General features: G+C 66.2%; 23 protein-coding genes. 11 read left to right on the forward strand and 12 right to left on the reverse strand.

All coding sequences use genetic code 11. The features are described 5' to 3' along the window. The first annotated feature begins 118 nt into the window (after nt 1-118). From CAG29_RS09800 to CAG29_RS09810, 3 genes are all read left to right on the forward strand, one after another. On the forward strand, nt 119-655 hold the full coding sequence (locus CAG29_RS09800; protein ID WP_085632214.1) for an RNA polymerase sigma factor: 537 nt from the start codon (nt 119-121) through the stop codon (nt 653-655). Next, nucleotides 652-1,611 carry a FecR domain-containing protein gene (locus CAG29_RS09805; RefSeq protein ID WP_085694337.1) on the forward strand — a complete coding sequence of 320 codons (960 nt, stop codon included), beginning with the start codon at nt 652-654 and terminating at the stop codon, nt 1,609-1,611. Before CAG29_RS09800 ends, CAG29_RS09805 begins: the two co-directional genes overlap by 4 nt. Before the next feature lie 122 nt (nt 1,612-1,733). Next, the gene (locus tag CAG29_RS09810; RefSeq protein WP_085632210.1) at nt 1,734-4,292 is read left to right on the forward strand and encodes a TonB-dependent receptor; all 2,559 of its coding nucleotides are present in this window, start codon (nt 1,734-1,736) and stop codon (nt 4,290-4,292) included. A gap of 64 nt (nt 4,293-4,356) precedes the next feature. On the opposite strand, the gene CAG29_RS09815 is transcribed toward CAG29_RS09810, so the two are convergent. Beyond that, nucleotides 4,357-4,938 carry a DJ-1/PfpI family protein gene (locus tag CAG29_RS09815; RefSeq protein ID WP_085632208.1) on the reverse strand — a complete coding sequence of 194 codons (582 nt, stop codon included), beginning with the start codon at nt 4,936-4,938 and terminating at the stop codon, nt 4,357-4,359. A 183-nt stretch (nt 4,939-5,121) separates the two neighbouring features. Between CAG29_RS09815 and CAG29_RS09820 the strand changes: the two genes are divergently transcribed. Further along, nucleotides 5,122-6,012 (forward strand): DMT family transporter, encoded by an 891-nt coding sequence (locus CAG29_RS09820; RefSeq protein ID WP_085585245.1) that lies wholly within the window; start codon nt 5,122-5,124, stop codon nt 6,010-6,012. A 150-nt stretch (nt 6,013-6,162) separates the two neighbouring features. Here CAG29_RS09820 and CAG29_RS09825 read toward each other — a convergent pair whose 3' ends face one another. From CAG29_RS09825 to CAG29_RS09840, 4 genes are all read right to left on the reverse strand, one after another. Continuing rightward, a complete protein-coding gene (locus CAG29_RS09825) occupies nt 6,163-7,371 on the reverse strand; it encodes an SAM-dependent methyltransferase (RefSeq protein ID WP_085632204.1) in 1,209 nt (402 codons plus the stop codon). Nucleotides 7,372-7,473: 102 nt separating this feature from the next. Beyond that, the gene (locus tag CAG29_RS09830) at nt 7,474-8,091 is read right to left on the reverse strand and encodes a TPM domain-containing protein (RefSeq protein ID WP_085585249.1); all 618 of its coding nucleotides are present in this window, start codon (nt 8,089-8,091) and stop codon (nt 7,474-7,476) included. A gap of 29 nt (nt 8,092-8,120) precedes the next feature. Beyond that, nucleotides 8,121-8,873, reverse strand: a complete 753-nt coding sequence (locus tag CAG29_RS09835) for a YgcG family protein (RefSeq protein WP_085632202.1) — start codon at nt 8,871-8,873, stop codon at nt 8,121-8,123. Nucleotides 8,874-8,886: 13 nt separating this feature from the next. Next, nucleotides 8,887-9,495: a LemA family protein gene (locus CAG29_RS09840; RefSeq protein WP_085581747.1), complete on the reverse strand. Its 609-nt coding sequence runs from the start codon at nt 9,493-9,495 to the stop codon at nt 8,887-8,889. 261 nt (nt 9,496-9,756) lie between these two features. Here CAG29_RS09840 and bglX point away from each other — a divergent pair, with 261 nt between their 5' ends. Then, entirely contained in the window at nt 9,757-12,048 is a 2,292-nt protein-coding gene (gene bglX / locus CAG29_RS09845; RefSeq protein ID WP_085581745.1) for a beta-glucosidase BglX, read from the forward strand. Between the two features lie 82 nt (nt 12,049-12,130). Here bglX and CAG29_RS09850 read toward each other — a convergent pair whose 3' ends face one another. From CAG29_RS09850 to CAG29_RS09870, 5 genes are all read right to left on the reverse strand, one after another. Next, complete coding sequence (locus CAG29_RS09850) at nt 12,131-13,288, reverse strand: phosphatidylserine/phosphatidylglycerophosphate/cardiolipin synthase family protein (RefSeq protein WP_085694339.1); 1,158 nt, start codon at nt 13,286-13,288, stop codon at nt 12,131-12,133. Nucleotide 13,289: 1 nt separating this feature from the next. Beyond that, nucleotides 13,290-13,877, reverse strand: coding sequence for a YceI family protein (locus CAG29_RS09855; RefSeq protein WP_085581741.1), 588 nt, complete (start codon nt 13,875-13,877; stop codon nt 13,290-13,292). A gap of 84 nt (nt 13,878-13,961) precedes the next feature. Continuing rightward, entirely contained in the window at nt 13,962-14,267 is a 306-nt protein-coding gene (locus CAG29_RS09860; RefSeq protein WP_085637276.1) for an amidase, read from the reverse strand. Next, entirely contained in the window at nt 14,264-15,340 is a 1,077-nt protein-coding gene (locus tag CAG29_RS09865) for a serine hydrolase (protein WP_085694340.1), read from the reverse strand. Before CAG29_RS09865 ends, CAG29_RS09860 begins: the two co-directional genes overlap by 4 nt. 219 nt (nt 15,341-15,559) lie before the next feature. Beyond that, nucleotides 15,560-16,438 carry an acyl-CoA dehydrogenase family protein gene (locus tag CAG29_RS09870; RefSeq protein ID WP_085581735.1) on the reverse strand — a complete coding sequence of 293 codons (879 nt, stop codon included), beginning with the start codon at nt 16,436-16,438 and terminating at the stop codon, nt 15,560-15,562. Nucleotides 16,439-16,591: 153 nt separating this feature from the next. Here CAG29_RS09870 and olsB point away from each other — a divergent pair, with 153 nt between their 5' ends. Together olsB and CAG29_RS09880 are read left to right on the forward strand one after the other, a co-directional pair. Continuing rightward, a complete protein-coding gene (olsB, locus tag CAG29_RS09875; RefSeq protein WP_085581733.1) occupies nt 16,592-17,347 on the forward strand; it encodes an L-ornithine N(alpha)-acyltransferase in 756 nt (251 codons plus the stop codon). Continuing rightward, nucleotides 17,347-18,141 (forward strand): 1-acyl-sn-glycerol-3-phosphate acyltransferase, encoded by a 795-nt coding sequence (locus CAG29_RS09880; RefSeq protein WP_085581731.1) that lies wholly within the window; start codon nt 17,347-17,349, stop codon nt 18,139-18,141. Before olsB ends, CAG29_RS09880 begins: the two co-directional genes overlap by 1 nt. Nucleotides 18,142-18,249: 108 nt before the next feature. Here CAG29_RS09880 and CAG29_RS09885 read toward each other — a convergent pair whose 3' ends face one another. Next, nucleotides 18,250-18,828 (reverse strand): ACP phosphodiesterase, encoded by a 579-nt coding sequence (locus CAG29_RS09885; RefSeq protein WP_085632190.1) that lies wholly within the window; start codon nt 18,826-18,828, stop codon nt 18,250-18,252. Between the two features lie 169 nt (nt 18,829-18,997). On the opposite strand from CAG29_RS09885, the gene CAG29_RS09890 reads away from it, so the two are divergent. From CAG29_RS09890 to CAG29_RS09900, 3 genes are read left to right on the forward strand one after another with little or no spacing between them, the layout of a single operon-like run. Then, nucleotides 18,998-19,300 carry a helix-turn-helix transcriptional regulator gene (locus CAG29_RS09890; RefSeq protein WP_085581727.1) on the forward strand — a complete coding sequence of 101 codons (303 nt, stop codon included), beginning with the start codon at nt 18,998-19,000 and terminating at the stop codon, nt 19,298-19,300. A gap of 34 nt (nt 19,301-19,334) precedes the next feature. Continuing rightward, nucleotides 19,335-20,501 (forward strand): MFS transporter, encoded by a 1,167-nt coding sequence (locus CAG29_RS09895; protein ID WP_085656104.1) that lies wholly within the window; start codon nt 19,335-19,337, stop codon nt 20,499-20,501. Nucleotides 20,502-20,532: 31 nt separating this feature from the next. Beyond that, the gene (locus CAG29_RS09900) at nt 20,533-21,582 is read left to right on the forward strand and encodes an alkene reductase (RefSeq protein WP_085581723.1); all 1,050 of its coding nucleotides are present in this window, start codon (nt 20,533-20,535) and stop codon (nt 21,580-21,582) included. A gap of 243 nt (nt 21,583-21,825) precedes the next feature. Here the strand turns inward: CAG29_RS09900 and CAG29_RS09905 are convergent, their stop codons facing one another. Beyond that, nucleotides 21,826-22,458, reverse strand: coding sequence for a TetR family transcriptional regulator (locus CAG29_RS09905; protein ID WP_085581721.1), 633 nt, complete (start codon nt 22,456-22,458; stop codon nt 21,826-21,828). Between the two features lie 267 nt (nt 22,459-22,725). On the opposite strand from CAG29_RS09905, the gene emhA reads away from it, so the two are divergent. Further along, complete coding sequence (gene emhA, locus CAG29_RS09910) at nt 22,726-23,883, forward strand: efflux RND transporter periplasmic adaptor subunit EmhA (RefSeq protein ID WP_085581719.1); 1,158 nt, start codon at nt 22,726-22,728, stop codon at nt 23,881-23,883.

Consider the following 23,883-nt stretch of genomic DNA (forward strand, 5'->3'; position numbering starts at 1 on the left):
ACCCTTTGCGCGGTTCAGCCAGTGGACGGCCGGTGTCGTTTGCCAACATGACAAATAGCAATCATTCTCGATATCATTCGCGCCTTTCTGCGCCCCCGCTCCGTCGAGAAGGATATCCATGTCCCGCCCAACGCCCGATCCTCTGCCGGTGGATTCATTTCGCCGGTTCTACAGGGACATCCTGCATTACCTGCACAAACGCACGGACAACCCCAGCGACGCGGCGGACATGACCCAGGACGTCTTCACCCAGTGGCTCGACTACCGCGACCGGGCCCAGGTCGAGCAGCCGCGGGCGTTCCTGTTCCAGATGGCGCGCAATCTGCTGCGCGACCACTGGCGGCGGCAGAAAGTGCGACATATCATCCAGCCCGCTCACGAGGCCGACCCGGAGCCTTTGGCCGACGAACGCCAGGATCCGATGGCCGCCGCGCAACGCCAGCAGCGCCTGGAACAGCTCAAGGCGGTGTTGGGCGAACTGTCGCCGCGCCGGCGCGAGGCACTGATGCTGCACCGCTTCGAAGGCCTGAGCCAGGCGCAGATCGCCGAGCGCATGGGCATCTCGTTGAGCATGGTGGAGAAACACATCGCCTGTGCGCTGTTGCACTGCAAGCAACGCCTGGATCACGACAACGGCACGGAGCAGCCTCAATGAACCTCCCTCACGATTTGACCGTCGGCCCGGCGGGCGAGAGCGTCGACGCGCAAGCCGCCGCCTGGTTCACGCGCAACCGCCGGCAACCGGGCCCCGCCACGCGCCGGGCATTCGAGTGGTGGCTGCGCGAGCCCGAACACGCCAAGGCCTATCAGGCATTCGAAGCGCTGTGGGCCGACCTGGAAGGGGTGCGCCCCCTGCACCGCCCGGCAACCCTGGCGCCGCGAAAGCCCGCCAGCCGATGGCGCCGGGCGCTGGCGACGGCGGCGGCGTTGCTCTGTGCCGTGCTGGCGTTGCCGTTGGGCACGTCCCACACGGTGCTTCATCAACAGATCGCCACGCAGTCCAAGGACAGGCGCACCCTCGAACTGCCGGACGGCAGCACGTTGTCGGTCAACGCCAACACGCAGCTGCGCATCGAGTTCAACAGCCAGCAGCGCCGGCTCATCCTCGACCACGGCCAGTTCTATGTGGACGTGGCGCCGGACAAGGAACGGCCGCTGTGGGTGCAGGCCGGCGGCGCGACCGTGCGGGTGGTCGGCACCGGTTTCGATGTGCGACGCAGCGATGCGCAAGTAGTGGTGAGCGTCGCCCACGGTCAGGTGGCTTTCGCGCCGGCCAACCGGGCGCCGCTGCTGCTCGGTGCGCAGCAGCAAGCCGCGGTCGATCTGGCCGACGGCGCCGTGCGCCAGCAGACCCTGGCCGACGGCCAGGTGGCCGACTGGCGCACCGGGCATCTGTCGTTCCGCAACCGCGAGCTCGCCAGCCTGGTGGACGAGCTGAACCTCTACCGCCCGCACCCTGTGCTGCTGGCCAACGCCAGACTGGGGCAGATCAAGGTCTCCGGCCATCTCGACACCCAGGATCCGGACGCCCTGGTCAACGCCCTGCCCGCCTTGATTCCGGTAAAGGCCGTGCCACTGGCCGACGGCCGCATCCGCCTGGAAAACCGCTGACGGCATCTCACATGAGAATATTTTGCATTCGCATGTGAGGTTTTTTTCGCCTGTCCCGTCTTCCTCCGGTCTGCGTTCCGAACGCAGGCCTTTCCGGCCCTTTTGCCGCTTTGGGGGATTCCATGTTTCGCGTGCTTTCGCCGTACCCGCTCACCTGCCTTCGACCGACCCTGCTCGCCGCCTGCCTGGCGTTCAGCGTTCAGGCCCATGCCGACAACCTCAGCCTGCATCTGCCGGCGCAGCCGCTGGCCGCCTCGCTGAGCCAGATCGCGCAGCAGGCCGGGATCCAGCTGCTGTTCGATGAATCGCAGCTGCGCGACCTCAAGGCCCCGGCCCTCGACGGCGAATACAGCGCGGAAGCCGCCATCCGGCAATTGCTGGAAAACAGCCCGTTCGGCCTGATCAAGGTCAACCAGACCTATGTGGTGCGCCCTCAAGAACCCGTGGCCAGCAGCGGCGACGGGATCCAGCTCGATGCCCTGAGCGTGATCGGCAGCGGCACCGAGGTCGATTCCGGCACGGTTGGCCGCTCGACCCTGACCCAGGCCGACATCGACCGCCGCCAGCCCGCCAACATCCCCAGCCTGCTCGCCACCCTGCCGGGCGTGAGCATGGGCGGGTCGATGAAACCCGGCGGCCAGACCATCAACATCTGGGGCCTGGGCGACGCCGAGGACGTGCCGCTGACCGTCGACGGCGCCACCAAGAGCGGCTTCGAGCGCTATCAGCAGGGCACGATTTTCATCGAGCCGGAACTGATCAAACGCATCGAGGTGGAAAAGGGCCCGCACTCGGTGCTCACCGGCAACGGCGGCTTCGGCGGCACCGTCCACATGGAAACCAAGGACGCGCCAGACCTGCTGCAGGAAGGTCGCAACAGCGGCGCGATGGTCAAGTACGGCTACGCCAGCAACGACCATCAGCAGACCTACAGCGGCGCCGCGTTCGGCCGCACCGAGGACGGCCGCGCCGACGCGCTGGTGTACCTGACCCGGCGCGACGGCGGCGACATGAAGCTGGCCGGCACCCCGCCCGACCCGGACAACCAGTACCCGATCAACCCCAAGCGCCTGCCCAACAGCGCCCAGGACCTGGACGGCCAACTGCTCAAGTTCAACCTGCACCTGGACGACGAGCACAGCGTGGGGCTGTCCTACTCGCGTTCGCAAAGCGAGCGCTGGACTCCGTTCTCGTCCGCCAGCTACCCGACGCCGCCGACCTGGTCCAACATCAAGCAGTACGGCTACGACAAGGCGCTCAAGCGCTTCCTGGCCAACCGCGAAACCGTCGACACCACCTGGTCGGCCAAGTACCAGTACCAGCCGCTGGACAACCGCCTGATCGACTTCAAGCTCAGCTACTCGGAGTCCAACACCGACCAGACCGATGAACGCGACGCCACGGCGTTCTTCCAGACCTCCACCGGCGGACGCAAGATGGACACCGCCTACAAGGACCGCATCGTCGAGGCCAGCAACGTCAGCCTGTTCGAGACCGGCCCGCTGGCCCATGCGTTCACCACCGGCGTGCAACTGCGCCGCCACAGCCGCGACACCGAAATGTGGATGCCGGGCAAGGCCTACGAGGTGCCCAAGTACAACGGCGGCCGCTTCCAGCCCAGCTTCATGCCACAGGGCAAGGTCGACACCAACAGCGTCTACTTCCAGGACGCCATCACCCTGGGCGACTTCACCCTGACCCCGTCCCTGCGCTACGACCATGTGCGCAACCGCGGCGAAGCCAACGAAGCGCCGTACTACAACAACCCGGATCCGGCCTTCGGCCATGACTACAGCGACCGCACCTACACCGGCTGGTCGCCGCGCCTGTCGGCCTTCTGGCGGATGACCCCGGACGTCGGCTTCTTCGTCGACTACAGCAAGACCTGGCGCGCGCCGGTGATCGACGAACAGTACGAAGTCCAGGGCCTGGGCAGCCGCACCGCCACCAGCGTCGACCTCGACCCGGAACGCATCACCGGCTGGCGCGCCGGCAACATCAGCCATTTCGCCGGCGTGTTCACCGACCACGACAACGTGCAGGTGCGCACCACCCTGTTCCGCAACAAGATCGACGACGAGATCTTCAAGGCCACCGGCATCGGCTGCGAGAACCAGGCGATCAAGGGCGGCAGCATCTCCACCGACTGCAAAGGCATGGGCCCGATGGGCAACTACCGCAACATCGGCGGGGTGACCATCAAGGGCTTCGAGGTCGAGAGCTTCTATGACTCGACGTACCTGTTCGGCTCGCTGTCCTATTCGTGGATGACCGGCAAGCACGAGGGGGCCTACACCAACCCGTGGGGGCCGGACGTCTGGGCCCGGGACATTCCGCCGGCCAAGTGGGTGGCGGTGCTCGGCGTGAAGATCCCGTCCTGGGACGCCCAGGTCGGCTGGCAGGGCGAGTTCGTGCGCCAGACCGACCGCCTGCCGAGCGACAAGTACGGCTCCGGCAAGAACACCGTGGGCGATGTGTTCTACGACCAGTACGACAACGACCGCTACAACGTGCAGGGCCTGTTCGCCAACTGGAAACCGCAGCAGCCTTACCTCAAGGGCACCGAGGTGAACCTGACGGTCGACAACCTGTTCAACGAAGACTACCGCCCGGCCCTCAGCGGTGACCGCGCCTACAGCCAGGGGCGCAACGCCAAGGTGAGCGTGACGCGGTTCTTCTGACCCGCTCCGGCGGCGCCCTTGCGGGCGCCGGCCTGCTGGCTACCGCAAGGACGAGGCCCGTCGGCTACAGGGTGATCCGGGTGCCCAGCAACCCGAGGAAACCGGCCAGCCAGTGCGGATGCGCCGGCCAGGCCGGGGCGGTGGCCAGGTTGCCCTGGACATGGCCCTCGGTCACCGGGATGTCGATGTAGGTGCCGCCGGCCAGACGCACCTCCGGCGCACAGGCCGGGTAGGCGCTGCACTCGCGCCCCTCCAGAACGCCCGCCGCCGCCAGCAGCTGCGCCCCGTGGCACACCGCCGCGATCGGCTTGCCGGCCTGGTCGAAGGCGCGCACCAGTTCCAGCACCTTCTCGTTCAGCCGCAGGTATTCCGGCGCACGGCCGCCGGGGATCAGCAAGGCGTCGTAGTCCTTGGCCTGGACCTTGGCGAAATCGAAGTTCAGGGCGAACAGGTGACCGGGTTTCTCGCTGTAGGTCTGGTCGCCTTCGAAATCATGGATCGCCGTGCGCACCGTCTTGCCCGCCGCCTTGTCCGGACACACGGCATGCACGGTGTGACCGACCATCTGCAGGGCCTGGAACGGCACCATCACTTCATAGTCTTCGACGTAGTCGCCGACCAGCATCAGGATTTTCTTTGCGGCCATGGCCCGGACTCCTCAGGTAAATGCACAGGAACCTACAAGGTAGACCGGATCCGCCGCCTCTGCGGATATGTGGCCTGCAGCCGAACTGTACCGACCATTCTGCCGCCAGCTGTAAGCGCCAAACCCGGCGGTTTGTGGCTAGATGAACCCACCTCCCTGCCACCTTCCTAACCGGTCGCCAACATGTCCTCCCGCGAAAACACCGGCATGGCCCTGGGCCTGCTCGGGGTTGTGATCTTCAGCCTCACCCTGCCCTTCACCCGGATCGTGGTGCAGGAACTGCACCCGCTGCTCAACGGCCTGGGCCGCGCCTTGTTCGCGGCGGCCCCGGCGGCGTTGCTGCTGTTGTGGCGACGGGAAAAGTGGCCGACCTGGCGTCAGGTCAAAGGCCTGAGCCTGGTGATCGCCGGCGTGATCCTGGGCTTTCCGGTGCTGTCGGCCTGGGCCATGCAGACCTTGCCGGCGTCCCATGGCGCGCTGGTCAACGGCCTGCAGCCGCTGTGCGTGGCGCTGTACGCCGCGTGGCTGTCCCACGAGCGGCCGTCGAAGGCCTTCTGGGCCTGCGCGGCCCTGGGCAGTGCGCTGGTGCTCGGCTACGCGCTGCTCAGCGGCGCCGGCAGCATTCAGGCCGGCGACCTGCTGATGCTCGCCGCCATCGCGGTGGGCGGACTGGGCTACGCCGAGGGCGGCCGGTTGGCCAAGGAGATGGGCGGCTGGCAGGTGATCTGCTGGGCGCTGGTGCTGTCGACGCCGCTGCTGGTCGGCCCGGTGCTGTACCTGGCGCTGCAGCATCAGGGCGCGGTGTCGGCCAAGACCTGGTGGGCGTTCGGCTACGTCGCGCTGTTCTCGCAGTTCATCGGCTTCTTCGCCTGGTACGCCGGCCTGGCCATGGGCGGCATCGCCCGGGTCAGCCAGATCCAACTGCTGCAGATCTTCTTCACCATCGCGTTTTCGGCGCTGTTCTTCGGCGAGCACGTGGAACCGGTCACCTGGGTGTTCGCCTGCGGGGTGATCGCGACGGTGATGCTCGGGCGCAAGACGGCGGTGCAATCGAAGGTGGGGGCCACTGCCTAGGTTTTGGCCGGCGGTGATTTGACTGACCCCATCGCCAGCAGGCTGGCTCCCACATTGTTTTGCAGTGGCCGCCGTTTCGGCATTCAACCGAGAACCCTGTGGGAGCCAGCCTGCTGGCGATGACGTCAGCCCAGGCCCCCAAAACTCAGGTCAGGCCAGGTAGCCGTCGGCGCGCAGCAGGGTTTCCAGGCAGTGTTCGCTGATGTGGTAGAACGCCTTCAGTTCCTGGATCTTCTCCAGCAGCCGGGCCGGGTCCGCCGGTTCGGCGCGCTTGACCGCCAGGATCATCTTGTTCTTGTTGGTGTGCTCCAGCGAAATGAATTCGAACACCTTGGTCTCGTAGCCGCAGGCCTCCAGGAACAGCGCGCGCAGGCTGTCGGTGACCATTTCCGCCTGCTGTCCCAGGTGCAGGCCGTATTGCAGCATCGGCTTGAGCAGCGCCGGGCTCTGGATCTGCAGGCGGATCTGCTTGTGGCAGCACGGCGAGCACAGGATGATCGACGCCCCGGAGCGGATGCCGGTGTGGATCGCGTAATCGGTGGCGATGTCGCAGGCATGCAGGGCGATCATCACGTCCAGCTCGCTCGGCGCCACGCTGCGCACGTCGCCGCACTTGAACGCCAGCCCCGGGTGCTCCAGCTTTTGCGCGGCGGCGTTGCACAGGTCGACCATCTCTTGGCGCAGCTCGACGCCGGTGACCTCGCCCTCGGCCTTGAGGGTGTTGCGCAGGTAGTCATGGATGGCGAAGGTCAGGTAGCCCTTGCCCGAACCGAAGTCCGCCACCCGTACCGGTTTGTCCAGCGCCAGCGGCGACGAGGTCAGCGCATGGCTGAACACTTCGATGAACTTGTTGATCTGCTTCCACTTGCGCGACATCGCCGGGATCAGCTCGCCCTGGGCGTTGGTCACGCCCAGGTCCTTGAGGAACGGCCGGTTCAGTTCGAGGAAGCGGTGCTTCTCGCGGTTGTGGCCGGCGGTCGGCACTTCGCGCAGTTGCTGGGGCTTGCTCATGAACAGCGAAGGCTTGCCCTTCTTGCTGTATTCGAGCTGGGCCTCGTCGGTCAGCGTCAGCAGGTGCGCGTTCCTGAACGCCTCGGGCAGCAGACCGGCGACCGCCGCCACGCCGTCGGCCAGGGCCAGGTTCTTGGTGATGTCGCGGGTCTTGTAGCGGTAGACGAAGGACAGGCTCGGCTGGCCCTTGACCGTCACCGGCTTGACGATGACCCGCTGCAGGTCCGCCTCGTCGCCGACGTACCGGGCCAGCACCAGTTTGATGAAACCGTTCTGATCGAGGCTGGTTTGCAGCAGGCCGATGAACCTGGCGTGCTGATCGGGGGCGGAAGCGGCGGTGACGGACATGCGGAAAACGGCCTCGGACGGGGCAAATCGGAAATGGCGCACAGTTTAGGGGGGATGGGCGCCGGGGACACGCAGTTATTTGCCCAACGGCGTTCTTTTGGCCTACCCCAGCACCACCAGGCGGTTCGGCAACTCGTTGCGCACCTGGGTCACCGGCACATGCACCTTGAGCAATTCGCCGCAGGCCTCGATGCACGCGACGAATCCCTGCAATGTCTGCCCCTGGCGCACCTGCTCGGTGAACGCTGCGACGATCGCATCCCAACTGCGGTTGTCCAGCCGGCGAGAGATGCCTTCGTCCACCAGGATCTCCACATAGCGCTCGGCCTCGCAGACGAAGATCAGCATCCCGGTGCCGCCCACCGTGTGGTGCAGGTTCTGCTCCAGGAACTGCCGGCGCGCCAGGTTCGACGCCCGCCAGTGGCGTACCCGGCGCGGCACCAGGTGGGTGGTGACCTTGGGCAGGCGGAACACCAGGCACAGCACGATGAACACGCCCCACTGCACCACAAGCAGGCTGCGCAGGGTCAGCCAGCCGGTGAAGTAATGCACGACGCCCGGCAGCACCAGCGCCAGCAGGCTGGCCCACAGCAGCGGGACGTAGGCGTAGTCGTCGGCGCGGGCGGCCAGCACCGTCACCAGTTCGGCGTCGGTCTCGCGCTCGACCCGGGCGATCGCCTCGGCGACCTTGCGTTGTTCGTGTTCGGTCAGTAGTGCCATGTCGTGAAATGCCCAGTCTTATTGTTGTGTCACCAGCCGCCGGACGATCCGCCGCCGCCGAAACTGCCCCCGCCGCCGCTGAAGCCTCCGCCCCCGCCGCCACCGAAGCCGCCACCGCCGAAACCGCCGCCCGATCCCCCGGAACCGCCCCGGCCGGCGGGAAGGATACCGAGCATCTGGCAGACAAAGACAGTCAGGATGAACAACATGACGAGAAACACGAACAGGGTCGGATGGCGGGAGACGAAATCGTCCGCCGGATCCCCGGCCGGTTCGTACACCGTCGACGGTTCGTCCAGCGGATTGCCGCCCAGCACCACCAGCATCGCCGCCACGCCGTCGCTGATGCCCTTGCTGAAGTTGCCGGCCTTGAAGGCCGGCGTGATGACCTGATGGATGATCACCGAACCCTGGGCGTCGGTCAGCCGATCCTCCAGCCCGTAGCCGACCTCGATGCGCAACTTGCGCTCGGCGCGGGCGACGATCAGCAGCGCGCCGTTGTTCTTGTCTTTCTGGCCGATGCCCCAGTGCCGGCCGAGCTGGACGCCGAAGTCTTCGATGGTGTCGCCCTGCAGGTCCGGCAGCGTGACCACGACCACCTGCTCGCCGGTGGCCTGCTCGTGGGCCTGCAGCTGCTGGCTCAACTGGGCGCGCACCGACGGCTCGATCATCTGCGCCTGATCCACCACCCGCCCAGTCAGGGCCGGGAACGAAAGTTCGGCCAACGCGCTGCCGGCCAACAGCCACAGCGTCAGCGCCAGACCCGCCTTCAGCATGCGCATGGCCGGCCCCGGATCAGAACTTCACTTCCGGCGCCTTGTCCGCGCCGGGGCTGGTGGCCTCGAAGGTCTCGCGCACCGGCAGGTCGCTGTACATCACCTTGTGCCAGAGCAGGCCGGGGAAGGTGCGGATCTCGGTGTTGTACTTCTGCACCGCCAGGATGAAGTCGCGCCGGGCCACGCTGATGCGGTTCTCCGTGCCTTCGAGCTGGGACTGCAAGGCGAGGAAATTCTGGTTGGCCTTAAGGTCCGGGTAGCGTTCGGACACCACCATCAGCCGGCTCAAGGCCCCGCTGAGCTGATCCTGGGCCTGCTGGAACTGCTTGAGCTTCTGCGGATCGTCAAGGGTGTTGGCGTCGACCTGGATCGAGGTGGCCTTGGCCCGCGCCTCGACCACGGCGGTCAGGGTCGCTTCCTCATGCTTGGCGTAGCCCTTCACTGTCTCCACCAGGTTGGGGATCAGGTCGGCGCGCCGCTGGTACTGGTTCTGCACCTGGCCCCAGGCGGCCTTGGCCTGTTCGTCGAGGGTCGGGATGTTGTTGATGCCGCAGGCGGTCAACAGCGTGGCCAGCACCAGCAAGGTGGCGACCTGCAAACGCGAACGGTGGGCGGGACTGACATTCATCGCACGGGTGCTCCCTGGCGCATTCCATTAAAAGGCGATCGCGAAACATTCTCGGCGGGCTCTTGGGGCATAATCGCCCGCACCACTGGATTGCCGCAGGCCGATGGGCTACAAAGAGGCCCTGCGCGATCGCGTCGCCGAACACCGGCGACGTTTTTTCGGCTGTCGTTTTTTCAATCAGCACCCGAACAACAATAGTCGCTCCCTAAATTTTGGCTGGCCGGCATCGCATTGCCGTTTAGGCCCTTGAGAAAACCATTCATGAAGAAGCTGTGTTTGCTGGGCCTGTTCGTCAGCCTGGCCAGTCATCAGGCATTGGCCGCCACGACCCAGATCCCTCTGGAAAACAAGGACGCGTTCATCAGCAACCTGATGAAGCAAATGACCCTCGACGAGAAGATCGGCCAGCTGCGCCTGATCAGCATCGGTCCGGAAATGCCCCGTGAGCTGATCCGCAAGGAGATCGCCGCCGGCAACATCGGCGGCACCTTCAACTCGATCACCCGTCCGGAAAACCGTCCGATGCAGGACGCCGCGATGCGCAGCCGGCTGAAGATCCCGATGTTTTTCGCGTACGACGTGATCCACGGCCACCGTACGATTTTCCCGATTCCCCTGGCCCTGGCCTCCAGCTGGGACATGGACGCCATCGGCCGCTCCGGCCGCGTGGCCGCCAACGAGGCGGCGGCCGACAGCCTCGACATCACCTTCGCGCCGATGGTCGACATCTCCCGCGACCCGCGCTGGGGCCGCAGCTCCGAAGGCTTCGGCGAAGACACCTACCTGACCTCGCGCATCGCCAAGGTGATGGTCAAGGCCTACCAGGGCGACTCGCCGAGCGCGGCGGACAGCATCATGGCCAGCGTCAAGCACTTCGCCCTGTACGGCGCGGTCGAGGGCGGCCGCGACTACAACACCGTGGACATGAGCCCGGTGAAGATGTACCAGGACTACCTGCCGCCGTACCGCGCGGCCATCGACGCCGGCGCCGGCGGCGTGATGGTGGCGCTGAACTCGGTCAACGGCATCCCGGCCACCGCCAACACCTGGCTGATGAACGACCTGCTGCGCAAGGACTGGGGCTTCAAGGGCCTGGCGGTCAGCGACCACGGCGCGATCTTCGAGCTGATCAAGCACGGCGTGGCCCGTGACGGCCGCGAGGCGGCGAAGCTGGCGATCAAGGCCGGCATCGACATGAGCATGAACGACACCCTCTACGGCAAGGAGCTGCCGGGGCTGCTCAAGTCCGGCGAGATCGAGCAGAAGGACATCGACAACGCCGTGCGCGAAGTGCTCGCGGCCAAGTACGACATGGGCCTGTTCAAGGATCCGTACCTGCGCATCGGCAAGGCCGAGGACGATCCGGCCGACACCTACGCCGACAGCCGCCTGCACCGCAGCGAGGCCCGCGACGTGGCCCGCCGCAGCCTGGTGCTGCTGACCAACCGCAACCAGACCCTGCCGTTGAAGAAGTCCGCCAAGGTCGCCCTGGTCGGTCCGCTGGCCAAGGCGCCGATCGACATGATGGGCAGTTGGGCCGCCGCCGGCCGTCCGGCCCAGTCGGTCACCCTGTTCGACGGCATGAGCGCGGTCATCGGCGACAAGTCGAACCTGACCTACGCCCGCGGCGCCAACATCACCAGCGACAAGAAGGTGCTCGACTACCTCAACTTCCTCAACTTCGATGCGCCGGAAGTGGTCGATGACCCGCGTCCGGCCAACGTGCTGATCGACGAAGCGGTGAAAGCCGCCAAGGACGCCGACGTGGTCGTGGCCGCCGTGGGCGAGTCCCGCGGCATGTCCCACGAGTCCTCCAGCCGCACCGACCTGAACATCCCGGAAAACCAGCGCGAACTGATCCGCGCCCTCAAGGCCACCGGCAAGCCGCTGGTGCTGGTGCTGATGAACGGCCGTCCGCTGACGATCCTGGAAGAGAAGGAACAGGCCGATGCGATCCTGGAGACCTGGTTCAGCGGCACCGAGGGCGGCAACGCCATCGCCGACGTGCTGTTCGGCGACTACAACCCGTCGGGCAAGCTGCCGGTGACCTTCCCGCGCTCCGTGGGCCAGATCCCGACCTACTACAACCACCTGAGCATCGGCCGGCCGTTCACGCCGGGCAAGCCGGGCAACTACACCTCGCAGTACTTCGATGACACCACCGGCCCCCTGTTCCCGTTCGGCTACGGCCTGAGCTACACCGACTTCAGCCTGAGCGACATGGCGCTGTCCTCCACCACCCTGAACGCCACCGGCAAGCTCGACGCCAGCGTCGTGGTGAAGAACACCGGCCAGCGCGACGGCGAAACCGTGGTGCAGCTGTACATCCAGGACGTCACCGGCTCGATGATCCGTCCGGTGAAGGAGCTGAAGAACTTCCAGAAGATCCTGCTCAAGGCCGGCGAACAGAAGGTCGTGCACTTCACCATCACCGAAGACGACCTGAAGTTCTACAACGCCCAGCTCAAGTACGCCGCCGAGCCCGGCAAGTTCAACGTGCAGATCGGCCTGGACTCCCAGGACGTGACGCAGCAGAGCTTCGAACTGCTGTAAGGCAAAGCAACGCAATACCTGTGGGAGCGGCGGCAAGTCGAGTCGTCGCGCCGCAGCTCCCACAAAGTTTTCTGTGTAGCGACTATCCGCGCCGATCCAGCAGATTGACCACCAACCGGTCCACCCACCCCCACAGCCGCTGCTTGATGCGCCGCCACAACGGCCGCCGCCGCCATTCCTCCAGGCTCACCTGCTGACTCAGGCCGAAATCCCGCTCGAAGCTCGAAACCACTGCCGCCGTCAACGGCGGATCCAAGGCCTCCAGGTTCGCCTCAAGATTGAAGCGCAGGTTCCAGTGGTCGAAGTTGCACGAACCGATGCTCACCCAATCGTCCACCAGCACCATCTTCAGGTGCAGGAAACACGGCTGGTACTCGAAGATCTTCACCCCGGCCTTGAGCAGGCGCGGGTAGTAGCGGTGCCCGGCATAGCGCACGGAAGGGTGATCGGTGCGCGGCCCGGTCAGCAGCAGGCGCACGTCGAGGCCCCGGGCGGCGGCCTTGCGCAGGGAGCGGCGGATCTTCCAGGTCGGCAGGAAATACGGCGTGGCCAGCCAGATGCGGCGCTGGCCGCTGTTCAGCGCGCGGAACAGCGACTGCAGGATGTCCCGGTGCTGACGGGCGTCGGCATAGGCCACCCGGCCCATGCCCTCCCCCGCGTCCGGCACCCGGGGCAGGCGCGGCAGGCCGAAATGCGCCGTGGGCCGCCACGCGCGGCGATGGCGGTTGGCGATCCACTGGCGGTCGAACAGCAGTTGCCAGTCGAGCACCAGAGGGCCTGTGATCTGCACCATCACCTCGTGCCATTCGCTGGTGTCGTGGCCCGGCGTCCAGAACTCGTCGGTGACCCCGGTGCCGCCGACCACCGCCAGGCATTGATCCACCAGCAGCAGCTTGCGGTGGTCGCGATAGAAATTGCCGACCCAGCGCCGCCAGTTCAGGCGGTTGTAGAAGCGCAGTTCGACCCCGGCGCCGGTCAGCCGCTGACGCAGGTTGAGGGTGAAGGCCAGGCTGCCGTAGTCGTCGAACAGGCAACGCACCCGCACGCCCCGCTCCGCCGCCAGCACCAGCGCCTGCACCACGGTTTCGGCGCAGGCGCCGGCCTCCACCAGGTACAGTTCCAGCTCGATCTGCTCGCGGGCGCCGGCGATGGCGTCGAGCATGCGCGGGAAGAACTGCGGCCCGTCGATCAACAGTTCGAAGCGGTTGCCGTCGCGCCAGGGGAACACCGCGCCGCGCATGTCAGCGCGCCGCGAAAATCAGCACCGCACCCACCGGCACCGACAGGCTGATGGCCGACAGGCCGGCCAGGCTGCGCAGGGTTTCCAGACCCGGCGCCAGGTCGAAGTCCGCGGCGTTGATCACCAGCGGCTCCAGGGTCACTACCTGAAAGCGCCGGTCGTCGAGACGGGTGGCGAGCAGTTCGGCGGGGTATTCGCGCTGTTTGCCGTGCAGGCTGACGGTCAGCGGCAGGCGCAGTTCCAGTTGCGCGCCGGGCGCCAGGTCGTTGATCGGACGCAGGTCGATCTGGGTGGAGATGGTGGCGTCGGGGAACTGATCGATCTGGAACAGCTCCTTGCGCATGCGCTCGTCCCGCAGCGGGATGCCGCTGTTGATCGACTCCAGCTCGACCTCGACCTCGGCCCGGCCGTCCGGGTCGACCTTGCCGTGCAGTACCAAAAAGCGCTGCACTTCGGAGACGTTGGCGTTTTTCGTGCTGACGAACGACAGCCGCGAGGATTCGCCGTCCAGGTACCAGTTGGCCTGGGCCGGCAGGGCGGCCGCGGCCAGCAGCAGGCCGGCGGCGGTGCAGAGAGAACGGTTGAGCATTGAAGACCCGTGGGGCAGAAAAACCTGCACGAACCTTAACCGGCCCGGGCCGTTCCGGCAAAGCCCCCGCCGCAAGTCACAGCATCAGGGCGCCAGGCGACAGCCCTGGCGCTCGCCGATCCATCGGGCGCTGTTGCTGCGGCCCAGGCCACTGACGGTGACGGTCTTGCTCAAAGGCTCGTCGGCAAAGGCGCTGGTGGCCAGCCATTGCTTCACATACCCGCGACAGTACGCGGCGTCGTTGTTCATCACGTACCGGCACGAGCAGTATTCCTTGGCGGTGTAGGCGCTGATGATGTCCGGGAACGCCCACAGCGCTTGGCGCTCCAGCCAGCCCCAGCCCAGCAGCGCGACGAACGCCAGCAGCAACACACGCCCCAGCAATTTCATGGCCGCACCGTCCCGGCGAATGCCGCGAGGGCCCGCTTGAGCAGTTCGTTGTGCCGGTAGCGGCCGTCACGGTCGTCGCCGTAGCGCACGATCACCAGGTTCGCGCTCGGGATCACATACAAGGCCTGCCCCCAATGGCCGAGGGCGGCGAACGTGTCGGGCGGCGCGTCAGGCCAGGGCGACGGCGCGCCGTCCACCGCAAGGTTGAGCCACCAGTGGCCGCCGGGCACGGCCTCGTCCTGGCCGGCCTTGTAGCCCGCGAACGGGGTGCGGTTGAAGGCGATCCACTCTGCAGGCAGCAATTGCCGTTCGCCCCAGCGCCCGTCCCGGGCCATCAGCAGGCCGATCCGCGCCAGATCGCGGGCGGTCAGGTAGACATAGGACGAAGCGACGAAGATGCCGGCGGCATCGGTCTCCCACACGGCACGGCGGATGCCCAGCGGTTCGAACAGGGCCGTCCAGGGATAGTCCGCATAGCGCTGCGGACCGACGATGCCCTTGAGCGCCGCCGCCAGCAGGTTGCTGTCGCCGCTGGAATAACGGAAGGCCTTGCCCGGTGCGGCATAAGCCTCATGGCCCGCGGCGAACGCGGCCATGTCGCGATGGCCGCGGGTGTAGAGCATGGCCACCACCGAGGACTTGAGCGGCGCGTATTCGTAGTCTTCCTGCCAGTCCAGGCCGGACGCCCAGTGCAGCAGGTCGCCCAGGGTGAGGGTCGGGTGCCGCTCCAGCGCCGGGTAATACTTCGACGCCGGTTCTTCGAGGCGCAACCGCCCTTCGCCGTAGGCCACCCCCAGCACCGTGGCCATCAGGCTCTTGCTGATCGACCAGGTCAGGTGCGGGGTGTCGGCGGTGGTCGGACCGGCGTAGCGCTCGTAGACCAATCGGCCGTCGCGGATCACCAGCAAGGCGTCGGTGCGGATGCCCTGGCGGGTGACGTCGTCGCGGGGCGGGAAGGCGTAAGCCTCCAGGGCCTCGATGGCCGGGCCGGTCGCTTGCGGGACGACCGGCCATTCCTCGGCGCGCACCGCAAGGCTGATCAGCAGCAGACACAGGAACAGGCCTTTGAACATGGCGGGGGCTCTGGGGATGAACCCGACGAGGGTAGCCGGCATTGATGACAGATTGGCGATGGACGGGGCCTGATGCAGAGTCTGCGGTCACCCCAGAACACGGTAGGAGCCAGCCTGCTGGCGATGACGGCAGCACATCCGGCATTGAGGTGTCAGACAGACCGCTATCACCAGCAGGCTGGCTCCCACAGGGTGTTCGGCTGAATGCAGGGCTTGCGGTCAGCCCGCCGCCAAGGCCTTGGCCAGCCGCTTGGCCCGTGCCCCCGCCGCCAACTGCATGACGGACTGGTCCCGTGCCCACATCGCCGCCCACTCGGGCGCCCCTTGGGCAAGCGCCTGATCCAACTCAGGCTTGAGCGCGTCGAACTGCGCGAACAATCCGCCCAGCACCACATGCGCCACCGGGCTGTCCGGCGGTAGCCGGCTGGCTTCCGCGCACCCGGCCAGCAGCGCCACCCAGCGCAGTTGCAGCGCCTGCGGCCAGCCGCTGTCCTGGCCGACGCCGTACAGCCACGCGGTCATCGCGCTCAGCACGTAGATGTCCTCCAGGGTGCGGAACGGTTTCACGTAGGCGTCCCAGCCATCCCCGGCAAGCAATTCGCAGCCCGCGTTCTCCAGGTGCAGGCGACCGTGGCTGATGTCCGGCATCAGCGGCAGGGCCGGCAGCGTTTCCACCCGCACACCGGGCTCGTCCGGATAGACCACCGCCAGGCTCAGGCTCGGCGCCTCCCCCGGCGCCTCGCTGCGCGCGGCGACCAGCAGCCAGTCGGCGGCGTCGCCGGCGGTGACGAAATCCTTGCGCCCGTCCAGGCGCAGGTCCGTGAGACGGGTCTGCATGTCCGCCGGGCGCAGGCTGCGCTGTTCGGTCGCACACAGGGCGCCCAGGCTGGGCGGCGCGCTCGGCCAGAGCATGCGCAGGGCCGCCTGATAGCCCACCAGGAACGCCAGGCCCGGCGTGGCCATCCGCCGCCCGCCGGCCACCGCCAGTTCGAACGGGGTCACGGTGCCCAACTGATGCAGCAGCATCGCGAAACCTTCCCTCAGGTCAGGGACGGCGGGCATTCGTTCACGGCATTCGAGCAGGGTCGGCCAGGGCATAGGAGGCTCCTTGAGGGCTGTCATACAAGCATCACCAAACATTCATGGCGATGACACCGGGGCTACATAGCCTGACTTTGCCCAACACGGCGGCATAAAGAAAGTCGATCGGCTGCAACCCTTGACGGGTGAACGGCCCGTACGGAGATTCACATGACTCAGATCGCCCGCATCAGCGACACCGGCAATGAACGCCGCCTGCAAGCCGAACGCCTGATCGGCGCCGAGGCTCTGCAGCAAGCCCAGGCCTTGCGCTTCAACGTGTTCAGCGGCGAGTTCAACGCCAAGCTGAAGGGCGCGGAGCTGGGTCTGGACATGGATGACTATGATGTCCACTGCAGCCACATCGGCGTGCGTGACCTGAACACCGGTCGCCTGGTGGCGACCACCCGCCTGCTCGACCACACTGCCGCCAGCAGCCTGGGCCGCTTCTACAGCGAAGAGGAATTCAGCCTGCACGGCCTCGCCGGCCTGCAGGGCCCGATCCTGGAGATCGGCCGCACCTGCGTCGATCCGGCCTACCGCAACGGCGGCACCATCGCCGTGCTCTGGGGCGAACTGGCCGAAGTGCTGAACCAGGGCGGCTACAGCTACCTGATGGGCTGCGCCAGCATCCCGATGCAGGACGGCGGCGTGCAGGCCCACGCGATCATGCAGCGCCTGCGCGAACGCTACCTGTGCACCGAACACCTGCGCGCCGAACCGAAGAATCCGCTGCCGTCGCTGGACATCCCGTCCAACGTGATCGCCGAAATGCCGCCGCTGCTCAAGGCCTACATGCGCCTGGGCGCGAAGATCTGCGGCGAGCCCTGCTGGGACGAAGACTTCCAGGTGGCCGACGTGTTCATCCTGCTCAAGCGCGACGAGCTCTGCCCGCGCTACGCCAAGCACTTCAAGGCGGCCGTGTGATGGGCCGCCTGCGGGTGTACGCGCGGATCGCGCGGGTGCTGCTGGTGGTGGCGCTGGGCCTGTGCATGGCCAGCGTGTTCGGGGTGTTCGAGCGGCTGGGCCTGGCCCATTCGATGGTGCGCCGGCAGCGCTGGTCGCGGTTTTTCATGGCGCGCCTGAGCAACGCCCTGCCCTTTCGCGTGACCGTCCTGGGCGAGTTGCCCAAGCAGCCGATGCTGTGGGTCAGCAACCATGTGTCCTGGACCGACATTCCGCTGCTGGGCATGCTCACGCCGCTGTCGTTCCTGTCCAAGGCCGAAGTGCGCACCTGGCCTGTGGCCGGCTGGCTGGCCGCCAAGGCCGGCAGCCTGTTCATCCGCCGCGGTTCGGGCGACAGCCAGCTGATCCGCAAGCAGATGACCCGTCACCTGCAATCGGAACATCCGCTGCTGATGTTCCCGGAAGGCACCACCACCGACGGCCGCTCGCTGCGCACCTTCCACGGGCGCCTGCTGTCGGCGGCCATCGACTCCGAGGTGAAGCTGCAACCGGTAGCGATCCGTTACCTGCGCAATGGCCACATCGACCCGCTGGCACCGTTCATCGGTGACGATGACCTGCTGTCGCACCTGATGCGCCTGTTCAGCCATGACTGCGGCGAGGTGGAGATCCACCTGCTCAAGCCGATCGCCTGCCAGGGCCGCGAGCGTGCCGCGCTGGCGTTCGAGGCGCAGCAGGCGGTGCAGAAGGCATTGTTCGGCGAGGTGGCCAAGCCGGTCGAACCGAGCCGTGCCGGCGACCTGATTGCCGCCTGAGGCCACGCAACCCTGTAGGCGCCAGCCTGCTGGCGATAGGGCCGGATCAGTCACATCAACATCGACTGACAGGCCGCCATCGCCAGCAGGCTGGCTCCTACAAGGGAATCAAGATGTCGGCGGGGGCTGCGCGAAGTCCTGAAGCCTGGGATAGAACCGCGCGAAATCCTCGCTCAACGGCTCGTACAGCCGCCGCAGTTCGTCCATCGCCCCCGCCAGTTCCTCCGGCCGGCTCAGCCGCCGGGAAATCCCCCGCAGCACCTGTTCCAGCACCTCGAACTCCCGGTACGAGCCCAGCCAGTCGTCGGCCACCATGTACGGCGCGATCTTCGCCAGGCGCTCCGGCAATTGCCGTTCGCTGGACAGCGTGCGGTAGACATCGGAGGTGAAGTGTTCCAGCGGCCGGTCTGCGTACAGCGTCCAGTCTCGGGCCAGGCAATGGTCGAAGAACACGTCGAGGACGATGCCCGCATAACGCCGCCGGGTGGTGGCGAAGCGGTCCAGCGCCGTCCCCACCAGCGGGTGCCGGTCGGTGAACACGTCGATTTGCCGGTGCAGCCGGATGGCGGCCTCGATCTCCGGCGCGTACTGCCCTTGCAGCGGCCCTTTGACGAAATCGCCGTACAGGCTGCCGAGCAATTGTCCGGGGCGCTGGCCTCCGAGGTGCAAATGTGCGAGATAGTTCATGGGCGCAGCTTAGCACTGCTCCTTTGCTGGATCACAACCACAATATCGTTATAACCCGATATACCGATTTATGCGGTCGTCAGATCGAAATCATATTGGTATATCGCGAAATACCGATTTAAAGTTCGCCTCATCGCGATATAACGCTACACGTCACGAGCACCCGACCATGAACCTCAACCTCGACGAAATCATAAAAGCCCTGGCGCACCCGGTACGCAGAGACATCCTGCACTGGCTGAAAGACCCGACCGTCGAATTTCCCGACCAGTCCCACAGCAACGAGCACGGCGTCTGCGCCGGGCAGATCGACCAACGCTGCGGCCTGTCGCAGTCGACCGTATCCGCCCACTTGGCGACCCTGCAGCGCGCCGGCCTGGTCAGCAGCCGCAAGGTCGGCCAGTGGCACTTCTTCAAACGCAACGAGGACGTGATCCAGGCGTTCCTCGAAACACTCGGCAAAGAGCTCTGACCCTTAACGTCAGCCGGCCCAAAAGGAAATAACGATGCCCATCCCGCTTCTCATACTCGCCTTGAGCGCCTTCGCCATCGGCACCACCGAGTTCGTCATCATGGGGCTGCTGCCCGATGTGGCGGCCGACCTGGGCGTGTCGATCCCCGGCGCCGGCTGGCTGGTGACCGGCTACGCCCTGGGCGTGGCCATCGGTGCGCCGTTCATGGCGCTGGCCACCGCCCGCCTGCCGCGCAAGGCCGCGCTGATCGCACTGATGGGCATCTTCATCGTCGGCAACCTGCTGTGTGCGGTGGCCAGCGACTACAACGTGCTGATGCTGGCGCGGGTCATCACCGCCCTGTGCCACGGCGCCTTCTTCGGCATCGGCTCGGTGGTGGCGGCCAACCTGGTGCCGGCCAACAAGCGCGCCTCGGCCGTGGCCCTGATGTTCACCGGCCTGACCCTGGCCAACGTCCTCGGCGTGCCGCTGGGCACCGCCCTCGGTCAGGAAGCCGGCTGGCGCTCGACCTTCTGGGCCGTGACCGTGATCGGCGTCGTCGCCCTGTTCGGCCTGGTGCGCTTCCTGCCGGCCAAGCGCGACGAGGAAAAGCTCGACATGCGCGCCGAACTCGCCGCCCTCAAGGGCGCCGGCATCTGGCTGTCGCTGAGCATGACCGCGCTGTTCGCCGCCTCGGTGTTCACCCTGTTCACCTACGTCGCGCCGCTTTTGGGCGAAGTCACCGGCGTCTCGCCCCGCGGCGTGACCTGGACGCTGATGCTCATCGGCCTGGGCCTGACCGTCGGCAACATCATCGGCGGCAAGCTGGCCGACAAGGGCCTGGCCGCCACGCTGATCGGCGTGTTCATCGCCATGGCCGTCGTCTCCACCGTGCTGACCTGGACCAGCGTCGCGCTGATCCCCACCGAAATCACCCTGTTCCTCTGGGCCACCGCCTGCTTCGCGGCCGTGCCGGCACTGCAGGTCAACGTGGTGACCTTCGGCAAGGCGGCCCCGAACCTGGTCTCGACCCTGAACATCGGCGCCTTCAACGTCGGCAACGCCCTGGGCGCCTGGGTCGGCGGCAGCGTCATCGCCCACGGCTACGGCCTGACCAGCGTACCCCTGGCCGCCGCCGTCCTGGCCGTGCTCGCCTTGCTGGCGACCCTGATCACTTTCCGCCAGAACGGCAATCCCGAACTGGCACCGGCTGCAAACTGATTCACTTTTCACCTCACGAGGGTTGTATCTCATGGCAACGATTTTCGATCCGATCAAACTGGGCGACCTGGAACTGTCCAACCGCATCATCATGGCGCCGCTGACCCGCTGCCGCGCCGACGAAGGCCGCGTGCCCAACGCGCTGATGGCCGAGTACTACGTACAGCGCGCCTCCGCCGGCCTGATCCTCAGCGAAGCCACCTCGGTGACCCCGATGGGCGTCGGCTACCCGGACACCCCCGGCATCTGGTCCAACGACCAGGTGCGCGGCTGGACCAACGTGACCAAGGCGGTGCACGCCGCCGGCGGCAAGATCGTCCTGCAACTGTGGCACGTCGGCCGGATCTCCCACCCGTCGTACCTGAACGGCGAGACGCCGGTCGCGCCGAGCGCACTGCAACCAAAAGGTCATGTCAGCCTGGTGCGTCCGCTGTCCGACTACGTCACCCCGCGCGCCCTGGAAACCGATGAGATCGCCGAGATCGTCGAGGCCTACCGCACCGGTGCCGAGAACGCCAAGGCCGCCGGCTTCGACGGCGTGGAGATCCACGGCGCCAACGGCTACCTGCTCGACCAGTTCCTGCAGAGCAGCACCAACCAGCGCACCGACCAGTACGGCGGTTCCCTGGAAAACCGTGCCCGCCTGCTGCTGGAAGTGACCGACGCCGCCATCGATGTCTGGGGCGCCGGCCGCGTCGGCGTGCACCTGGCGCCACGCGCCGACTCCCACGACATGGGCGACGACAACCTCGCCGAAACCTTCACCTACGTGGCGCGTGAACTGGGCAAGCGCGGCATCGCGTTCATCTGCTCCCGCGAGAAGGAAGGCGCCGACAGCCTCGGCCCGCAGCTCAAGGAAGCCTTCGGCGGCGCCTACATCGCCAACGAGCGCTTCACCAAGGACAGCGCCAACCAATGGCTGGCCAGCGGCAAGGCCGATGCGGTGGCCTTCGGCGTTCCGTTCATCGCCAACCCGGACCTGCCGGCCCGCCTCAAGGCCGACGCGCCGCTGAACGAGCCGCGTCCTGAACTGTTCTACGGCAAGGGCGCGGTCGGCTACCTCGACTACCCGACCCTGTAAGCCGCACCGCAGAAACGCAAAAGCCCCGACTCGTCAGAGCCGGGGCTTTTTCTTGCGCGTTCGCAACGCGCCTCACACACCTTCACAGGTGCGCAACAAAATCCCTACAAAATACGTAGCCCGCTATGTATCAACCCCTGCCGCAGGCGTATATAAAAGCACTCCTAGGCAGCGGGGCCTGTGAACAGGGATCTTCATCGGCCTCCTTGATTGACACACGCTGATCCAAATACGCATTTTGTTTCATTTGCGCAGGGCGGGGCTCAAGCGCAGCATGTCCAACCCTGCATCGACCCAGCGTTCGGCTTCGGCCTGCAGCTCGAAGCTGTCCGGCGCCAGCAGCCACTGATACAGCAGACCGTCGATGTAGGCATGGATCGCGATGGCGGCCCGGACGGTGTCGAGGTCGGCCGGCAACTGCCCGCGCTTGACCGCATTGCTCAGGGTCAGCCCGATGCCCACGTTGCATTCGAGGCTGGCCGCCCGACGCTGCTGGCGCAGGTCGCACATTTCATCGGTGAACTCGCACTTATGAAAAAGAATTTCGTTGATGCGCCGGGTCTTCGGATCCAGCGCGATCTGATGGAGCAAATGAACCAGCAGTTGGCGCATGCAGCCCAGCGGGTCGACTTCGTCTTCGCTTTCGCTGGCCCGGGCCAGTTCGTCCAGCGGCTCGCGCAACGTGTCGAGCATGGCCTGGAGCAGATCGGCCTTATTGCTGAAATGCCAGTAGATGGCGCCGCGGGTGACACCGGCCAGCGTCGCGATGTCGGCCAGCGTCGTGCGGGCCACGCCACGCTCGTAGAACGCGTGCTCGGCCGCTTCGAGTATCCGGCTCCGGGTCTCTTGAGCTTCCTCTTTGGTGCGACGGACCATGGCAGTAAAACCTCAAACAGGATGTTTCAGGGATGGCTGAATATCCGCTGAATAAAAAGGGGGTGATCTCTCGTGGATCGACTGCCCCGGCCTACAATTTCGAACCTTGCGACGACTTTTGTAACAGGGTGGGTACGCAGTCAAGGTGTTTACAAACAACCATGAACGTAAGTATATTCCTTAGCAAGCTACTTATCCACCCGGCATCCCTTTTTTACCCTTCCACCTTTCTTGTGCGCTTTTTGCGCGCCTGACCCGAGGATCTTCATGCAATTCAAGCCAGCTGTTACCGCTCTGGTCACTGCCGTCGCCCTGGCATCGCTGCTCAGCGGATGCAAAAAGGAAGAGGCGGCGCCCGCCGCCCCACCTCCTCAGGTCGGCGTCGTCACCCTGCAACCCCAGACCTTCACCCTGACCTCGGAACTGCCGGGGCGCACCAGTGCGTTCCGCATCGCCGAGGTCCGCCCGCAGGTCAACGGCATCATCCTCAAGCGTCTGTTCAAGGAAGGCGGCGACGTCAAGGCCGGCCAGCAGCTGTACCAGATCGATCCGTCGGTCTATGAGGCGACCCTGAAAAGCGCCGAAGCCAACCTGCGTTCGACCAAGTCGATCTCCGACCGCTACAAGCAACTGGTCGACGAGCAAGCCGTCAGCCGCCAGGAATACGACACCGCCGTGGCCAACCGCCTGCAATCGGAAGCCGCCCTGCAGAGCGCGCAGATCAACGTGCGCTACACCAAGGTCTACGCGCCGATCTCCGGCCGCATCGGTCGCTCTTCGGTGACCGAAGGTGCGCTGGTGAGCAACGCCCAGGCCGACGCGATGGCGACGATCCAGCAGTTGGATCCGATCTACGTCGATGTGACGCAGTCTTCCGTCGAACTGCTGGAACTGCGCCGCGAACTGGAAAGCGGTCGCCTGCAGAAGGCCGGCGACAACGCCGCCGCGGTCAAGCTGACCCTGGAAGACGGCAGCCAGTACAAGCTCGACGGTAAGCTGGAATTCTCCGAAGTGTCGGTGGACCAGACCACCGGTTCGGTGACCCTGCGCGCCGTGTTCCCGAACCCGGAACACACCCTGCTGCCAGGCATGTTCGTCCACGCCCAGTTGCAGGCCGGCGTGAACAGCGCCGCGATCCTCGCGCCGCAGCAAGGCGTGACCCGCGACCTCAAGGGCACCCCGACCGCACTGGTCGTCGGCGCCGACAACAAGGTCGAGCTGCGCCAGCTCAAGGCCAGCCGCACCGTCGGCAGCCAGTGGCTGGTCGAAGACGGCCTGAAGGCCGGCGACCGCCTGATCACCGAAGGCCTGCAGTTCGTGCGTCCGGGCGCGGTGGTCAACCCGACCGAAGCGACCAACGTCGGCGCGAAGAACCCGGCCCCCGCTCAGGCAGCCGACAAGGCCGCCGGCGGCAAAGGGGAGTAA

The organism is Pseudomonas sp. B7(2017) (genome assembly GCF_002112745.1).
Taxonomy (GTDB): Bacteria; Pseudomonadota; Gammaproteobacteria; order Pseudomonadales; family Pseudomonadaceae; genus Aquipseudomonas; species Aquipseudomonas ekonensis.